Genomic DNA, 14,372 nt, shown 5'->3' with positions numbered 1-14,372 from the left:
GAAACCGGGAAAATTAACCCGCTAAGTAACATTCCTTTCGAAAAGGTTCCAAAGCCATTGACGACACCAGGCGCCCGCGCTTAAGCCCGCATCGATTTTTCTTTCATTTCAAGTCCTTAAGGGAACATCGCGGCGCCGGCCTGCCGTCACCGGGAGCAGCGCTGCGGCACCTTGCGCGGGGGTTCCGTATAGCCCAGGGCCGTCACCCTGCGCAGCAGATCGGCGTAGACCGCGTCGTCCAGGCAGGGCACCCGCGCCATGATCCAGACGTAATCGCGCTTGGAACGGCCGATGATGGTGGTCTGGTAGCCCTCGTCCAGGTAGGCGATGACGTATTCGGCCTTGATCGGCCAGATGAACTGCATGCCCCAGACCGCGTTGCCGGTGCCCGGACGCACGGTGGCCACCGGGTGCATGGTGTCGACCGGCGCATCGAAGCTGCCATCACGGTAGCGGAAGTCGGTCTGCACCCGGCCGTCCGGCAGCCGGCGGTAGCTTTCCACCGCATCGTAGGCGTTGCGCTCGGGCCAACTGGGGATATGCGCGATCACATACCAGTCGCCCATGAAGCGATCCAGGTCCACCTGCGCCACCGGCGGCATCGGTGGCGGCGACGCGCAGCCGGCCAGCAGGGCGGCTAGGCCGATACACAGGGTGCGCAGCATGATCGTTCTCCTCAGGGCCGCGTATAGCGGTAGTGCGCCACGCCCCATTGCTGGCCGTCGTCGTAGCCGAAGAGCTCGGCGCACGCCATCCAGAACATGCGCCAGCGCTGGTGCCACAGGCCGGCCAGCGGCGCGCCATAGGCCTGCGCCAGCACCGCCAGCGCCTGGTCGCGCCGCGCGTCCTGGTTGGCGAGCCAGTGGTTGGCGGTGCGGGCGTAGTGCGTGCCGTCGAGGAACCAGCGTTCCTCCAGCCGCAGGTCGCGCTGGAAGTGCAGCAAGGTATGCGCCGACGGCATGATGCCGCCGGTGAAGAAATGCCGCCCCATCCAGTTATCGGCCCCCTCGGTCTCGAACGGATAGGCGCGTTCGCGGTGCGCGAAGATGTGCACGAACAGCTTGCCGCCGGGCCGCAGCCACTGGGCGATGCGCGCCAGCAGGTCCTCGTAGTTGCGCATGTGCTCGAACATTTCCACCGAGACGCAGCGGTCGTAGGCGGCGGCCGGCAGCGCCAGCACATTGACGTCGCACGTGACGACCCGCACGTGCGACCAGCCACGCTCGCGGCAGCGCGCCTCGATGTGCTGGCGCTGGGTGGCGGAGTTCGACACCGCCGTGATGCGCGCGTTGGGGAACTGCTCGGCCATCCACAAGGTCAGCGAGCCCCAGCCGCAGCCCAGCTCCAGGATGTCCTGGCCGTCGGCCAGCCCGGCGCGCTCGCCGTACAGGCGCAGCATGGCGGTCTCGGCCTGGTCCAGGGTTTCGCCGCCGGTCGGGTAGTAGCAGCTCGAATACTTCATCCGCGCGCCCAGGCACAACTGGAAGAAAGCGGTCGGCAGCTCGTAGTGCTGGGCGTTGGCGGCGTCGGTATGGAGGGCGACGGCGCTGGCGCGCAGCCCGGCGATGAGCTGGCGGTCGCGCTCGGTCCAGGCCTCGATGCCGCCGGCATATTCCTGCGCCAGGCGCTGGGCGCACAGGCGCCGCATGCCCAGGCGCAGCAGCGCATCGGGCAGCAGGCCGCGTTCGGCCAAGCCGAGCAGGCCGGGCGCGGGGCGATCGGTGGCCAGGGGAGTGTCGTGCAAGGTGGCGGTCGTCATGGCGTGCCTCGTCAGGATTTGGGAAACCAGGGAAAGAAGGCCGACGTGCGGCGTTGATAGTCGCGGTAGTCGTCGCCGCGCGTGCGCAGCGCCTGTTGCTCGGTGAACGGAATGCCGCTGATCCAGCGCAGGAATACGTACATCAGCACCGGTCCCAGCCAGGCCAGCCATTGCAGCGGCGAGCCCCAGGCCAGCGCCACATAACCGAACCAGTGGCACCATTCGAAGAAGTAGTTGGGATGCCGCGAATAGCGCCACAACCCCTCGCGGCAAGTCCGGCCCCGGTGGGCGGGGTCGTCGCGGAAGCGGTCGAGCTGACGGTCGGCGATCACCTCGCCCGCCAGCGCCGCCAGCCAGACCAACAAGCCCAGGATCACCGGCCAGCCTTGCGCCGGGCTGGCGCCGACCGCCAGGAACGGCAGGCAGAACAGCATCACCAGGCCGGCCTGGAACATGAACAGGCCGAAGAACTTGCCCTGGTGGCCGTGCCAGTGTTCGCGCAGGGCGCGATAGCGGCCATCTTCGCCTTCGCGCACGCGGCGCCACAGGTGCCAGGCCAGCCGCAACGACCAGACGCCGGCCATCAGCGCCAGCGCCAACCGGGCGGCGGGGCTGCCCGCGCCGGTGGCGGCGATCAGCCCGGCGGCCGCGCCCATGCCGAGCGCCCACACCACGTCGACGATGCCGGCGTTGGCGCGGCGGCGCTGCCAGCGCCAGGCCAGCGCCATGGCGACGATCATGGCGGCCGCGATGCAGAACCATTGTTGCCAGGCCGTCATGACGCCTCCCGGACCCAGCGCCGCGCGCCGGCGGTCAGCGCCGGCAATGCCAGCGCCCAGCCCGCCGCCAGCGCGGCGGTGGCGCGCCAGGCCGGCGGTTCGAACTGCACCGGCTGCCAGCCACGAGCCGCGCCCCAATAGGCCAGCGGGCCGCCGACCGCGCCGAACACACAGGCCAGCCAGGGCCGTGGACGCAGGTAGGCGAGCGAATGGTTCAGCGTCAGCGCGAACGCCGCCCACAACGCCAGGATCCAGTACGGCGCGGGCCAGGCGTCGGCGGCATAGCGCGCCCAGCCCAGCGCCGACAGCGTGCCATCCAGCGCCACGCCGCACAGCACGGCGGCGCCGGCCAGCCGCAGATCGGCCCGCGCCGTGGCCGAGGCCGCCAGTTGCGCCGCGATGAACGCCAGGGCGGCAGCCACGCCCGGCCAGGCCAGGCCGCGGCCGGCGCCGATCACGGCGCTGAACCACACGAGCTGGTAGCCGATCAGGTTGGCCCAGAAGCGCATCATGCGTCCTCCCGCACCCAGCGGGCGCCCGTGGCGCGCGCCTGCGGATGCGTCAGCAGCAAGTGCGCGACGCCGATCGAGCGCTCGCGAAAGCCGCCTTCGCAATACGCCAGATAGAACTCCCACAAGCGGCAAAAGCGCGCGTCGAAGCCTTGCGCCCGCACCTCGGGCAGGCGCGCCAGGAAACGCTCGCGCCAGGCCTGCAGGGTGCGCGCATACGACAGGCCGAAGTCCTCCAGGTGCACCAGGGCCAGGTCGCAGGCGCGCGTCTTGGCGCGCAGCATGGCCTCGATGGACGGGATGAAGCTGCCCGGAAAGATGTGGCGCTTGATGAAATCCACCGACGCCAGCGCCTGCTGATAGCGGTGATCCTCGATGGTGATGGCCTGGATCAGCGCCCGGCCGCGCGGGTCGAGCAGGCTGGCGACCTTGGCGAAATAGGTTTCCAGGAAGTTCGCGCCAACGGCCTCGATCATCTCCACCGACACCAGCTTGTCGTACTGACCCTGCAGATCGCGATAGTCGCGCAGCACCACCTCGACACGGCCCTGCAATCCGGCGGCGCGCACGCGCTCGACCGCCAGGTCATGTTGTTCGCGCGACAGCGTGGCGGTGGTGACATGGCAGCCGTACTGGCGCGCCGCGTGGATCGCGAAGCCGCCCCAGCCGCTGCCGATTTCCACCACGCGGTCCGTGGGCCGCAGTTCCAGCTTGCGGCAGATCGTCTCCAGCTTGCGGTGGGATGCCGCTTCCAGCGTGTCATCGGCGTCGGCCCACAGCGCCGAGGAATACATCAGGTCATCCGACAGGAACAGCCCGAAGAAGGCATTGCCCAGGTCATAGTGCGCGGCGATGTTGCGCCGGCTGCCCGCGCGCGTATTGGCGTTGCCCGCGTGCCAGCGCCGCAGCGCCCAGCCGGCCAGCCGCGCCAGCCCGGACTCCATGGCGTCCAGCGTGTCGCGGTTGCGCACCAGCAGGCGCACCAGCCCGACCAGGTCGTCACAGCGCCACAGGCCGTCGCCGTAGGCTTCGCCCGCGCCGACACTGCCTTGCGCGGCCACCAGCCGGTAGAAGCCCAGGTCGCTGACGGTCAGGCGCACGCAGGGCTCGCCGCGGCCCAGCGTGACGCTGCCCAGGCTGTCCTCGATCAGCAATTGGCCGTGGTCCAGCGCCGCCAGGCTGGCGAACAGGCGCTGGCGCAACAGGCGGTCGAGCGGGCCGGCGCGGCGGCTGGCCGCGATCGAAGCGTGTTCCGTGGGCGTCATGGGTTTCATTGGGGTTCTCCGTTGGGCGTGCGGGGATGGTCGTAGACGGGATTGCGCTTGAGCCACAGGCGCAGCGCCTGCCAATGGATGGCGCCGATGACTTGCAGCGTCATCAGCGGGTAGCGCCACAGCAGGCGCGCCAGCGCCGCGCCGTCGAGCGCGCGGCGTTGCAGATCCAGGCGCGCGTCGAATTGCGCCACGCCCTGGCGGCTGACGCGCATGTGCACGCGCAGGTCATCGGCCGGCGCGGTGAAGCGCCAGTCGTAGGCGCAGTCCATCGGCATGAAGGGCGACACGTGGAAACGCTTGTCGAAGCGCCAGGCCAGCGCGTCGCCCTCGCGCTCGGCGGCGGCGGCCGGCAGCACCACGCAATGGCGCTGCTTCCACGGCGTATTGGTGATCTCCGCCACGATCGCGGCCAGCGTGCTGCCGTCGGCTTCGTAGCAGTAGTAAAAGCTCACCGGATTGAAGACGTAGCCGGCGTAGCGCGGATGCGCCAGCAGGCGGATGGGCCCGGCCGGCATGTCGCCCAGATGCGCCCGCAGGCGTTGCCGCACCGCCTGCGCCAGCGGCAGCCCGCCATCCGCGTCGAGGTAGTCGGCGCGGCGCCACTGCGCCAGGTTGGGCCGCTCCACCGACCACAGCCAGCGGCCTTGGAACACCTGGTCGATCTCGTCCAGATCCAGGTAGAGCTGGCCCATGCGGTAGCCGAAGCCATGCGCGTGCGGGAGATGACGCCGGTGCGTCACCCGGCCCTCGTAGACCGCGCTTTGCAGATTCATGCCGCCTCCCGCGCCCAGACCCGGGGCCGCCCCAGGATGGCGCCCACCACGTCCAGCGCGCTGGCCACGCCATCCTCGTGAAAGCCCCAGCCCCAGTAGGCGCCCGCGTACCAAGTGCGGTGCCGGCCCGAGATCTCGGCGCGGCGCGCCTGCGCGGCCACCGATTCGTGGGTGTACACGGGATGGTGATAGCGCATGCGCGCCAGCACCTGCGCCGGATCGATGGCCTCGCTGCGGTTGAGCGTCACGATGAACGGCCGCGGCGACGTGATGCCCTGCAGCAGGTTCATGCAATAGCTGACCGAACAGGGTGCCGCCGGGTCGGCCGGCACGTAGGCGTTCCAGGCGGCCCAGGCCTTGCGCTGGCGCGGCAGCAGGCGCGCATCGGTATGCAGCACCACGTCGTTGTCCTGGTAGGGGATGGCGCCCAGCACCGCGCGCTCCTGCGGCGTCGGGTCGGCCAGCAGCGCCAGCGCCTGGTCGCTGTGGCAGGCGAAGATCACTTCGTCATGGTGTTCCTGGCCGTCGCGCGTGACCACCTGCACGCCGGCGGCATGGCGCCTGACGCCGCGCACGGCGCAATTGAGCCGCTCGCGCACCGTCCAGCGCTGGCGCATCGCATCGATATAGCGGCGCGATCCGCCCCGCACCACGCGCCACTGCGGCCGGCCGCTGATCCGCAGCATCTGGTGGTTGGCCATGAACTGCACCAGATAGCGCGCCGGGAACTCCAGGATGCGGGCCGCCGGCGACGACCACAGCGCCGAGGCCATCGGGATCAGGTGATCGGTGCGGAAGGCCTGGCCGTAACGGTGTTGCTCCAGATATTCGCCCAGGGTCGGGCCCGGGTCCGGCGCGTCCAGCAACCCGGGCGCCTGGCGGTAAAAGCGCAGCAGATCGCGCACCATGCCCAGAAAGCGCGGCGACAGCAGGTTGCGCCGCTGGCAGAACAGCGTGTCCAGCGAAGTGGCGTTGTACGCCAGCCCGTCGGCCTGTTTGTGCACCGAAAAGCTCATGGTGGTGGGCTGCGACGCCACGCCCAATTCGTCCAGCAGGGCCGTGAAGTGCGGGTAGTTGAGCGGATTGTGGACAATGAAACCGCTGTCGACCTCGTAGCGCCGGCCGTCCTGCTCGACCGCATGCGTGTGCGTGTGCCCGCCCAGGTAGTCGTTGGCCTCGTACAGCGTGACGTCGTGGTCGCGGCCCAGCTTCCAGGCGCAGACCAGTCCCGCGATGCCCGAACCGATGATGGCGATGCGCATGTTCACTCCTTGGCGGCGGCCAGCGCCCAGGCCGGCACGGGTTTGAGGTCCCAGATCAGGCCGGCGGCGGCCAGCAGGCGCAGGCCGTACCAGGTGATGTCGATCTCGCGAGCGCGGAATCCCTGCCGCGCCGAGCCCGGGTAAAAGTGATGGTTGTTGTGCCAGCCCTCGCCGAAGGTCAGCAGCGCGAGCCAGGCGTTGTTGCGGCTGTCGTCGGCGGTGTCGTAGCGGCGCTTGCCGTAGCGGTGCGCCAGCGAATTGATGGTGACAGTGGCGTGGAACAGCGCCACCGTCGAAATGAAAAAGCCCCACACCAGCATCTGCGGCCCGTCGGTGCCCAGGCCGGGCGCCACGCGCTCCAGCAGCGCGCCCAGGCCGTAGCAGCCCAGCGCCAATGCCAGCGGCACCGCCGCGTCGAAGCGGTCGAGCCAGCGCAGTTCGGCGTAGCCGCGCAGATCCGGCACGCGCGCCAGATCGGTGGCGAAGGCGCGGCGCGTCAGGAACCAGCCCATATGGCTCCACCAGAACCCATGGCGGCGCGGCGAATGCAGGTCCTGCTCGTCGTCGGCATGGCGGTGATGATGGCGATGATGGGCCGCCCACCACAGCGGCCCGCGCTGCGCGCAGGAGGCGCCCAGCACGGCGAACACCAGTTGCATGCCGCGCGAGGTGCGGAAGGTGCGGTGCGAGAAGTAACGGTGGTAGAACCCGGTCAGGGCGAACATGCGCACGGCGTACAACGCCGCCGCCAGCGCCAGCGCCGCGGGCGACACGCCGGTCCACAGCGCCCCCAGGCAGCCGGCGTGCAACAAAGCGAAGGGCAAGGCGCGGGTCCAGTCGATGCGGTCGGGATCGCCGCCCGGCGCGTCCTGCGCCTGCGTATCAACCCAGCGTCGTATCGAAGCGGTCCAGCCGGTAAAAACGGAGCGCATCATGGTGTCCTGTGTGAAACGTGTCGGGATATACGGGTACGGGGTTGTATCGGATGCACAGGGAAAACCCTTAGTTGCAGCGCGACACCAGCGGCGTGGCCGCCGCCTGCAGGTCCTGCGCCGAGGGCGGCGGCCGGACGGCCTCGGCCGGGAATTCGATGCGCACGGTCTGCGTGCCGCCGTTGCCGTCGCGCAGGTTGCTCGGCCCTTCGAAACGCAGCAGGCGCCGGCTGGCGCTGTCGTAGGTCACGCGCAAGGCCGGCGCGGCGAAGCCATACCAGGCATCGAGCCGCAGGCGGAAGCTGCGTTCCCCCTGGCCGGCGGCGGCGCGCGCCTGCACTGCCAGCGGCATCCAGTCCAGCCGGCTGGGCAGCAGGAAATTCGGCGGGGTGGCGGGCGGCTGCCAGTTGGCGCGCAGCCAGGCGTCGAAACCGGCATCCACCACGGCGTCGGCCACGGCGGGCAGCGGCCGGCTCCGCATCGCGGCGCCGGCGCGCGCCTGCACGTAGACGATGCGCGTACCCTGGCGGGTATCGACGCCTTCGCGATAGCCGTCGCGCTGGTCATACAGGGCGAAATCCGGCGCGGGATCATCGACCGCGCCGCGCACCCATTTGCGCGCGAACGCCGCGCCGCTGGGGCAGCGGTACAACACCAGCCGCTCTTGCCGGCCGCCCTCGCGCACCACCCAGTGTTCCTCGCGATAGCGCTCCGCGCCATCGCGGCTGTCATAGGCGTAGCCCAGGTAGTGCTCGTTGGCGGCCGAGGCGGCCAGCGGAGTCAGCAGCAGAAACGCGAGCAGGCGTCGCATCGTCATTCTCCTTGGGGGGACGGACAGGGACGGGCCACGAACGCGTCCAGATCGTCCAGCACGGACGCGCGCCAGCGCAGCGGCCGCGATAGCGCGCCCACCAGCAGCTTGTGGCCCAGGTCGGGGTACGTCACCAGCCGCGCACAGGCGCCGGCCGTTTGCAGGGCGGCCGCCAGGCGGGCGCTGTTGCGGCGCGGGTCTACCGTGGTATCGGCCGCGCCGGTCAGCAGCAGGCCGGGCGGCGCATCGGGGGTGACATGGTGGATGGGTTGCGAGTCGGCCGGCGTGTCCGGGTAGCCAAACACCGGCCGCACATCGCGCGCGACGATGGGCAGGAAGTCATAGGGCCCGGCCAGGCCGATCCAGCCCGCCAGCGCCGCGGGGCTGGAGCCGGCGCCCCCCAGCCAGCGCCCGTCCAGCGCCAGCATGGCGGCGATGTAGCCGCCGGCGCTGTGGCCGGCGACGAAGACGCGCCGCGGGTCGCCGCCATAGGCATCGATATGGCGCTGGGTCCAGGCCACCGCCAGGGCCGCGTCGCGCAGAAAGTCCGGGTAGCCGGCCTCGGGATAGACGCGGTAGTCGGCAATGACCGCGACGATGCCGCGCGCCGCCAGCGCGTCGCCGACGAAGCGGTAGTCGGCCCGCTCCCCACTGCGCCAACTGCCGCCGTAGAAGAACACCACCACCGGCGCCTGCGCCGCGTCGGGCGGGCGGTAGACGTCCAGCCGCTGGCGCGCGAGCGGGCCATAGGCCAGCCCCGACGAGACGCGGTGGGCGTCGTCGGGCACAGCCCCGTTCAGCAGCGTCAGGGGGGAACAGGCGGCCAGCAGGCCCAGGGCCAGCGCGGCCAGAACCACGATCGCAAGCGGGCCGCGCGGGCCTGCGGTTATCCAGGAAGACATGAGGGGCTCCGCAATGGGACACCCCTCTATACGCGGCCCGGCGCGCTTTGGATGCGGCTCAGATCTTGAGCACGTCGCCGCTCATGATGACCGGCCCGGTCGGTTTGCCCGATGGCGAACCGCCCGGCGGTTCGAGCGTGATGGCCAGTTTCTGGATGCCTTCCAGGCCCTGGCGGCGTTGCAGCGCCGTCAGGCCCTCGGGCGCCACCACGCCGACCGATTGCGGCGCCTGCCCGGGCGGGATCACCCACAGCTCCAGCGCCTTGCCGCCAGCGCGCGAAGCCAGATCCTGCAAGGCATGGACGTGCAGGCCGCCACGCTCGTCGGCGCGCACCACCAGCATGGCCTGCGCCTCGGGGCTTTGCAGCACCGCCATCAGTTGCGTGCGCGCGGCGCGGTCGACCTGCATCGGGTAGACCACCACCCCGGCCACCAGCACCGCGGCCAGCGCGCCGCTGAGCACGCGCCAGAAGGCCAGGCCCTGCCAGCCGCGGGCGCCGCCCGGCTTCAGGCGCGATTCGATGGCGCGCCAGACGCGGCGCGGCGGCACCCGGGCTGGCAGCGACCACAGCAGCGGGTAGATGTCGTCTTCCCAGTCGCGCACCTGGCGGCGCAGGTTGGCGTCGGCGGCCATCAGGCCCTCGAAGCGGCGGCGCGCGCCGCCGCGCATCGCGCCGGCCACGTAGTCGGCGGCGAGCCGCGCGCGCAGTTGGGGATTGCTGTAGTTCATGACAGGCACCTCTTGAGCCGGTCCATGCCGCGCCGCACCCAGCTCTTGATCGTGCCCAGCGGCGCCTCCAGGCGGCGGGCGATCTCGCTATGGCTGAGGTCGTCGAAGAAGGACAACGCGATGGCGGTGCGTTGCGGCCCCTCGAGCTGTTTCAGGCAGTCGGCCAGGCGCTGGCCGTCCTGGTCGCGTTGCAGCCGCTCGAACGGGCCGGGCGCATCATCGGCCCAGGCCAGCGTCAGCGCCCCGTCGGCGTCGGGGCGCTCCAGGTCCGGCCTGCGCAACAGGTCGATGCAGCGGTTGCGCACGATGCGCGTCATCCAGGTCATGACTTGGCTCTGCTCCGAAGAATAGCGGGTGGCGTTGCGCCAGATATTGATGAAGCTGTCCTGGAGGACTTCCTCCGCCCAGTCGCTTCGCCGCAATATACGTACGGCAAGCGCAAACAGATGCGGGGACGTGTGTCGATAGAGTTCGGCCAACGCGGATTCCTGGCCGCGGGCACACTCCTGTATCAAAGCCTGCAGACGTAGCGGGTCGGGCATGGCAGCTATCCGGGTCACTGACGGGGGTACGGCCGCGCGCCGCGGACCGGCGCTCGGGGGACAGATGTCTTCGAGCGCATGATACAGGCAAGTCCGGGGGGCCGGCGCGCCCTGGGCGGGCCGGATCGCGCAGAAGCCGCGACCGGCCGGGGCTAGGCGGCCAGCGCCGGCGCCGGATGCAGGCGGCGGACGGCCCGCAGCACGTCTTCGGGCTCGGCTGGCTTGCGCAGCAGCGTGGCGCGCCCGGCGCAGGCCGCGCCGATCTCGGATTCGGGCCGCCCGCTCAGCACCAGCACGGGCGTCTCGCTCAGATAGGCGTTTTCGCGCATGGCGGTAAGCAGCGCGCCGCCGTCCATGCCCGGCATGGAAAAATCGGTGATGACCACGTCCGGCCGCAGTTCCAGCATTTGCCGCAACGCCGTCAGGCCATCCGTGTGCGTGGCGACCTCGTAGCCTTCGCTGCTCAGGAACTCGCTCATCAGGGCGACCAACGCGGGTTGATCGTCGACCAAAAGGATTTTCGTCATGATTGTTCAGGCCGGCGCCTCGGCGAAGGCCTGGCGCGGACGCATAGGCGCAGCGGGAAAGGCCGCATGCTAGGACATGCGCGCCCTTCATAGGGGAAGCATTTGTATCCTTACGCAACAAGCGCTTCATCCCCCTGTATAGTCGACGTTCTTTTCGCATCCGAACAAACCATTGCCATGCCGCATTCGCCGCAACGCGCCGCCCGCCACGCCCTGCCCCGCATCCTGATGCTCGGTTTCGTGCTGGCGGCATTGGCCACGCTGCTGATCGCCTTCGTCAATGTGCGCTCGGCCGAGACCCGCACCCAGGCGGTCACGGCCATGGACCGCGCCACCGAGACGCTGCGCCAGCTCAGCCTGTTCAACTCGGCGCTCAAGGATGCCGAGATCGGCCAGCGCGGCTATCTGCTGACCGGCGATCCCACCTACCTGCAGCCCTACCTGCGCTCCGTGCCCCTCATCGAGCAGCGCCTGGCCGTCATCCAGGCCGCCGCCGCCACGGACGCGGCGCAACGCCGCCTCGTCAACGACATCGCCGGGATCACCCAACAGAAGCTGACCGAGCTGCGCGAAACCGTCGACATGCGCAAGGCCGGCGATGCCGAGGGCGCGCTGGCCGTGGTTCGAACCGATGCCGGCAAGGACGCGATGGACCGGTTGCGCGACCTGGTCGCCGACCTGTACACGCGGCAGTTGTCCATGGTCGAGGAAGCCCGCGAAACCTGGGCCTCGGCCTCGACCACCTCCACCTACTACTCCTGGGGCGGCTCGCTGTTGCTGCTGGGGCTGATCCTGGCGTCGGCTGGCGTGACCATCCGTGAGTACCGCGCCAAGGCGCGCCAGGCCTGGGTCACGGCGGGCCTGTCGGGCCTGGGCATGCGCTTGCGCGGCGATCACCGCCTGGACGAGATCGGCAAGCGCGCGCTGGAATACCTGGCCGAATACCTGCATGCCAGCGTGGGCGCGGGCTACGTGGTCAACGGCGGTGATGACCTGGCGCTGTTCGGTGGCTACGCCCTGCCCCCCGAGCGCCTGGCGCAAAAGATCGCCAGCGCGCAAGGGCTGGTCGGACAGGCCGCCCGTTCGCGCAAGCTGCTGCACCTGCGCGACGTGCCGGCCGGCCACTTCGAAATCTCGTCGGCCACGGGCCGCTCCAACCCGGCCGAACTGGTGCTGGCCCCCGCCATGCAGAACGACCGGGTGTATGCGGTGATCGAGCTGGGCTTCAACCACCCGGTGAGCGAGAGCGAACGCAGCCTGCTCGAGGGCGCCTCCGAAATGCTGGCCTCGGCGATCCGCGCGGGCCTGGACCGCACCCGCCTGGAATCGCTGCTGGCGCAAACCCAGCGCCAATCGGAAGAGTTGCAGACCCAGCAGGAAGAGCTGCGCGTCAGCAACGAAGAGCTGGAGCAGCAGAGCCGCATCCTGCAGGAATCGCAGGCGCGCATGGAGGTGCAGCAGACCGAACTCAAGCAGGCCAACGTCAGCCTCGAACAGCAGACCGAACAGTTGCTGCGGGTGCAGAGCGCGTTGACCGACAAGGCGCGCCTGCTGACGCAGGCCAGCCAGTACAAGAGCGAATTCCTGGCCAACATGAGCCACGAACTGCGCACGCCGCTCAATTCCACGCTGATCCTGGCCAAGCTGCTGTCGGACAACAAGCCGGGCAACCTCACGCCGGACCAGGTCAAGTACGCACAGACCATCCACGCGGCGGGCAGCGACTTGCTCGCGCTGATCAACGATATTCTCGATCTGGCCAAGATCGAAGCCGGCCAGGCGACCGTGGAAGTCGAAGAAGTCGCCATCGGCCCGGCGCTGCAACGCCTGCTGGATCCGCTGCGGCCGATCGCGCAGCAAAAGCGCCTGGCGCTGGAACTGCAGGTCGCCGCCGACGTGCCGCCGTCGCTGCACACGGATCCGCAACGGCTGGGCCAGGTGCTCAAGAACCTGCTGTCGAACGCGCTCAAATTCACCGACCAGGGCAGCGTCACGCTCAAGGTCGCGCGCGCGCCGCGCAACATGTTGTCGTTCGCGGTGCAGGACACCGGCATCGGCGTGGCCGCCGACCAGCAGGAACTGATCTTCGAGGCCTTCCGCCAGGCCGACGGCAGCACCCATCGCAAACATGGCGGCACCGGCCTGGGACTGTCGATCTCGCGCGACCTGGCCAAACTGCTGGGCGGCAGCCTGTCGCTGGTCAGCACGCCGGGACAGGGCAGCGTGTTCACGCTGTTGCTGCCGCTGCGCCTGGACGCCGCCCCGAGGCCGGCGCCGGCGCCGGCGCCGCGCGCGAGCATTCCCCCCGCCGCGCCCCTGGCGCCGGCCAGCGCCATCGAAGCGGACACCGAATCCCCGCCCCAGCCCGGCCAGGACGGCGGCCGCACCATCCTGGTCATCGAGGACGACGAGCGCTTCGCCGCGATCCTGGGCGACCTGGCGCGCGAGATGGGCTTTGCCTGTCTGGCCGCGCACACCGCCTCCGACGGCCTGGCGCTGGCCACCCGGCGCCGGCCCGACGCGATCGTGCTGGACATCAACCTGCCCGACTTCTCCGGCCTGGGCGTACTGGATCAGCTCAAGCGCAACCCGCACACCCGCCACATCCCGGTGCACATCGTGTCGGTGGCCGACTACGCCCAGCAAGCCATGGGGCGCGGCGCGGTCGGCTACGCGCTCAAGCCGGTCAAGCGCGAGGAACTGGTGCACGCGTTGCAGCGCCTGGAAGCCAAGTTCACCCAGAACGTGCGCCGTGTGCTGGTGGTCGAAGACGACGAACGCCAGCGCGACAGCGTGCGCGAACTGCTGGCGCGCGATGACGTCGAAATCGTGCCCGCCGCCACCGCCAGCGCCGCGCTCGACCTGCTGCGCGCCACCACCTTCGACTGTGTCGTGATGGACCTCAACCTGCCCGACATCAGCGGCCATGAGCTGCTGCGCGAGATGGCCGAACAGGAGAGCGTGTCGTTCCCGCCGGTCATCGTGTACACCGGCCGGGCGCTGTCGCGCGACGAGGAACAGCAACTGCGCCGCTTCTCCAAGTCCATCATCATCAAGGACGCGCGCTCGCCCGAACGCCTGCTCGATGAAGTGACGCTGTTCCTGCACCAGGTCGAGGCCGACCTGCCACCGCAGCAGCGCCAGATGCTGGAGCTGGCCCGCAGCCGCGACGCCACGCTGGAAGGCCGCACGGTGCTGGTGGTCGAGGACGACGTGCGCAACGTGTTCGCGCTGTCCAGCATCCTGGAGCCGACCGGCCTGCGGGTGGAGATCGCGCGCAACGGCCGCGAGGCGCTCGAGGCCCTGGATCGCGCCGGCGTCGATGGCCAGCGTGCCATCGATCTGGTGCTGATGGACATCATGATGCCCGAGATGGACGGCTACACGGCGATGCGGGCGATCCGTACCCGGCCCGAATGGCGGCGCCTGCCCATCATCGCGCTGACGGCCAAGGCCATGAAGGACGACCAGGAGAAATGCCTGGCCGCCGGCGCCAACGACTACATCGCCAAGCCGCTGGACGTCGAACGCCTGCTGTCGCTGGTGCGCGTCTGGATGCGCAAGTGACACAC

14 protein-coding genes are annotated in these 14,372 nt (G+C 69.9%); 1 reads left to right on the top strand and 13 read right to left on the bottom strand.

Translation table 11 applies throughout. The annotated features are described in order from the left end of the window. Positions 1-146: 146 nt before the first annotated feature. The 13 genes from ACN6O8_RS14620 to ACN6O8_RS14560 form a co-directional block, all read right to left on the bottom strand. The gene (locus ACN6O8_RS14620; RefSeq protein WP_427991747.1) at positions 147-665 is read right to left on the bottom strand and encodes a lipocalin family protein; all 519 of its coding nucleotides are present in this window, start codon (positions 663-665) and stop codon (positions 147-149) included. 11 nt (positions 666-676) lie between these two features. Further along, positions 677-1,759, bottom strand: coding sequence for an SAM-dependent methyltransferase (locus tag ACN6O8_RS14615; RefSeq protein ID WP_427991746.1), 1,083 nt, complete (start codon positions 1,757-1,759; stop codon positions 677-679). A gap of 11 nt (positions 1,760-1,770) precedes the next feature. After that, positions 1,771-2,538: a DUF1295 domain-containing protein gene (locus ACN6O8_RS14610; RefSeq protein ID WP_427991745.1), complete on the bottom strand. Its 768-nt coding sequence runs from the start codon at positions 2,536-2,538 to the stop codon at positions 1,771-1,773. Next, positions 2,535-3,050: a DUF2878 domain-containing protein gene (locus ACN6O8_RS14605; protein ID WP_427991744.1), complete on the bottom strand. Its 516-nt coding sequence runs from the start codon at positions 3,048-3,050 to the stop codon at positions 2,535-2,537. The genes ACN6O8_RS14610 and ACN6O8_RS14605 overlap by 4 nt, the downstream gene beginning before the upstream one ends. Beyond that, the gene (locus ACN6O8_RS14600; RefSeq protein WP_427991743.1) at positions 3,047-4,321 is read right to left on the bottom strand and encodes a class I SAM-dependent methyltransferase; all 1,275 of its coding nucleotides are present in this window, start codon (positions 4,319-4,321) and stop codon (positions 3,047-3,049) included. The genes ACN6O8_RS14605 and ACN6O8_RS14600 overlap by 4 nt, the downstream gene beginning before the upstream one ends. After that, positions 4,318-5,094 (bottom strand): DUF1365 domain-containing protein, encoded by a 777-nt coding sequence (locus ACN6O8_RS14595; RefSeq protein ID WP_427991742.1) that lies wholly within the window; start codon positions 5,092-5,094, stop codon positions 4,318-4,320. Before ACN6O8_RS14595 ends, ACN6O8_RS14600 begins: the two co-directional genes overlap by 4 nt. Further along, complete coding sequence (locus ACN6O8_RS14590) at positions 5,091-6,356, bottom strand: NAD(P)/FAD-dependent oxidoreductase (RefSeq protein WP_427991741.1); 1,266 nt, start codon at positions 6,354-6,356, stop codon at positions 5,091-5,093. Before ACN6O8_RS14590 ends, ACN6O8_RS14595 begins: the two co-directional genes overlap by 4 nt. 2 nt (positions 6,357-6,358) lie before the next feature. After that, positions 6,359-7,291: an acyl-CoA desaturase gene (locus tag ACN6O8_RS14585; protein ID WP_427991740.1), complete on the bottom strand. Its 933-nt coding sequence runs from the start codon at positions 7,289-7,291 to the stop codon at positions 6,359-6,361. 67 nt (positions 7,292-7,358) lie between these two features. Then, positions 7,359-8,099, bottom strand: a complete 741-nt coding sequence (locus tag ACN6O8_RS14580) for a hypothetical protein (RefSeq protein ID WP_427991739.1) — start codon at positions 8,097-8,099, stop codon at positions 7,359-7,361. 2 nt (positions 8,100-8,101) lie between these two features. Further along, on the bottom strand, positions 8,102-9,001 hold the full coding sequence (locus tag ACN6O8_RS14575; protein WP_427991738.1) for an alpha/beta hydrolase: 900 nt from the start codon (positions 8,999-9,001) through the stop codon (positions 8,102-8,104). Between the two features lie 58 nt (positions 9,002-9,059). Beyond that, positions 9,060-9,731, bottom strand: a complete 672-nt coding sequence (locus tag ACN6O8_RS14570) for an anti-sigma factor (RefSeq protein ID WP_427991737.1) — start codon at positions 9,729-9,731, stop codon at positions 9,060-9,062. Beyond that, positions 9,728-10,273, bottom strand: coding sequence for an RNA polymerase sigma factor (locus ACN6O8_RS14565; RefSeq protein WP_427991736.1), 546 nt, complete (start codon positions 10,271-10,273; stop codon positions 9,728-9,730). The genes ACN6O8_RS14570 and ACN6O8_RS14565 overlap by 4 nt, the downstream gene beginning before the upstream one ends. A gap of 152 nt (positions 10,274-10,425) precedes the next feature. Beyond that, entirely contained in the window at positions 10,426-10,800 is a 375-nt protein-coding gene (locus tag ACN6O8_RS14560) for a response regulator (protein WP_427991735.1), read from the bottom strand. A 177-nt stretch (positions 10,801-10,977) separates the two neighbouring features. Here ACN6O8_RS14560 and ACN6O8_RS14555 point away from each other — a divergent pair, with 177 nt between their 5' ends. Next, entirely contained in the window at positions 10,978-14,367 is a 3,390-nt protein-coding gene (locus tag ACN6O8_RS14555) for a response regulator (protein WP_427991734.1), read from the top strand. Positions 14,368-14,372 lie beyond the last annotated feature (5 nt).

The sequence above is a fragment of the Achromobacter sp. genome (assembly GCF_050285565.1).
Classification (GTDB): Bacteria; Pseudomonadota; Gammaproteobacteria; order Burkholderiales; family Burkholderiaceae_B; genus Achromobacter.
The sequence above is the reverse complement of the archived record's forward strand: the minus strand, read 5'-3'. Positions and strand labels throughout refer to the sequence as shown.

What these genes read in the sequence shown, in the direction of transcription:
- ACN6O8_RS14620 (WP_427991747.1), bottom strand. Translation starts at nt 665, where the DNA reads ATGCTGCGCACCCTGTGTATCGGCCTAGCCGCCCTGCTGGCCGGCTGC.
- ACN6O8_RS14615 (WP_427991746.1), bottom strand. Translation starts at nt 1,759, where the DNA reads ATGACGACCGCCACCTTGCACGACACTCCCCTGGCCACCGATCGCCCC.
- ACN6O8_RS14610 (WP_427991745.1), bottom strand. Translation starts at nt 2,538, where the DNA reads ATGACGGCCTGGCAACAATGGTTCTGCATCGCGGCCGCCATGATCGTC.
- ACN6O8_RS14605 (WP_427991744.1), bottom strand. Translation starts at nt 3,050, where the DNA reads ATGATGCGCTTCTGGGCCAACCTGATCGGCTACCAGCTCGTGTGGTTC.
- ACN6O8_RS14600 (WP_427991743.1), bottom strand. Translation starts at nt 4,321, where the DNA reads ATGAAACCCATGACGCCCACGGAACACGCTTCGATCGCGGCCAGCCGC.
- ACN6O8_RS14595 (WP_427991742.1), bottom strand. Translation starts at nt 5,094, where the DNA reads ATGAATCTGCAAAGCGCGGTCTACGAGGGCCGGGTGACGCACCGGCGT.
- ACN6O8_RS14590 (WP_427991741.1), bottom strand. Translation starts at nt 6,356, where the DNA reads ATGCGCATCGCCATCATCGGTTCGGGCATCGCGGGACTGGTCTGCGCC.
- ACN6O8_RS14585 (WP_427991740.1), bottom strand. Translation starts at nt 7,291, where the DNA reads ATGATGCGCTCCGTTTTTACCGGCTGGACCGCTTCGATACGACGCTGG.
- ACN6O8_RS14580 (WP_427991739.1), bottom strand. Translation starts at nt 8,099, where the DNA reads ATGCGACGCCTGCTCGCGTTTCTGCTGCTGACTCCGCTGGCCGCCTCG.
- ACN6O8_RS14575 (WP_427991738.1), bottom strand. Translation starts at nt 9,001, where the DNA reads ATGTCTTCCTGGATAACCGCAGGCCCGCGCGGCCCGCTTGCGATCGTG.
- ACN6O8_RS14570 (WP_427991737.1), bottom strand. Translation starts at nt 9,731, where the DNA reads ATGAACTACAGCAATCCCCAACTGCGCGCGCGGCTCGCCGCCGACTAC.
- ACN6O8_RS14565 (WP_427991736.1), bottom strand. Translation starts at nt 10,273, where the DNA reads ATGCCCGACCCGCTACGTCTGCAGGCTTTGATACAGGAGTGTGCCCGC.
- ACN6O8_RS14560 (WP_427991735.1), bottom strand. Translation starts at nt 10,800, where the DNA reads ATGACGAAAATCCTTTTGGTCGACGATCAACCCGCGTTGGTCGCCCTG.
- ACN6O8_RS14555 (WP_427991734.1), top strand. Translation starts at nt 10,978, where the DNA reads ATGCCGCATTCGCCGCAACGCGCCGCCCGCCACGCCCTGCCCCGCATC.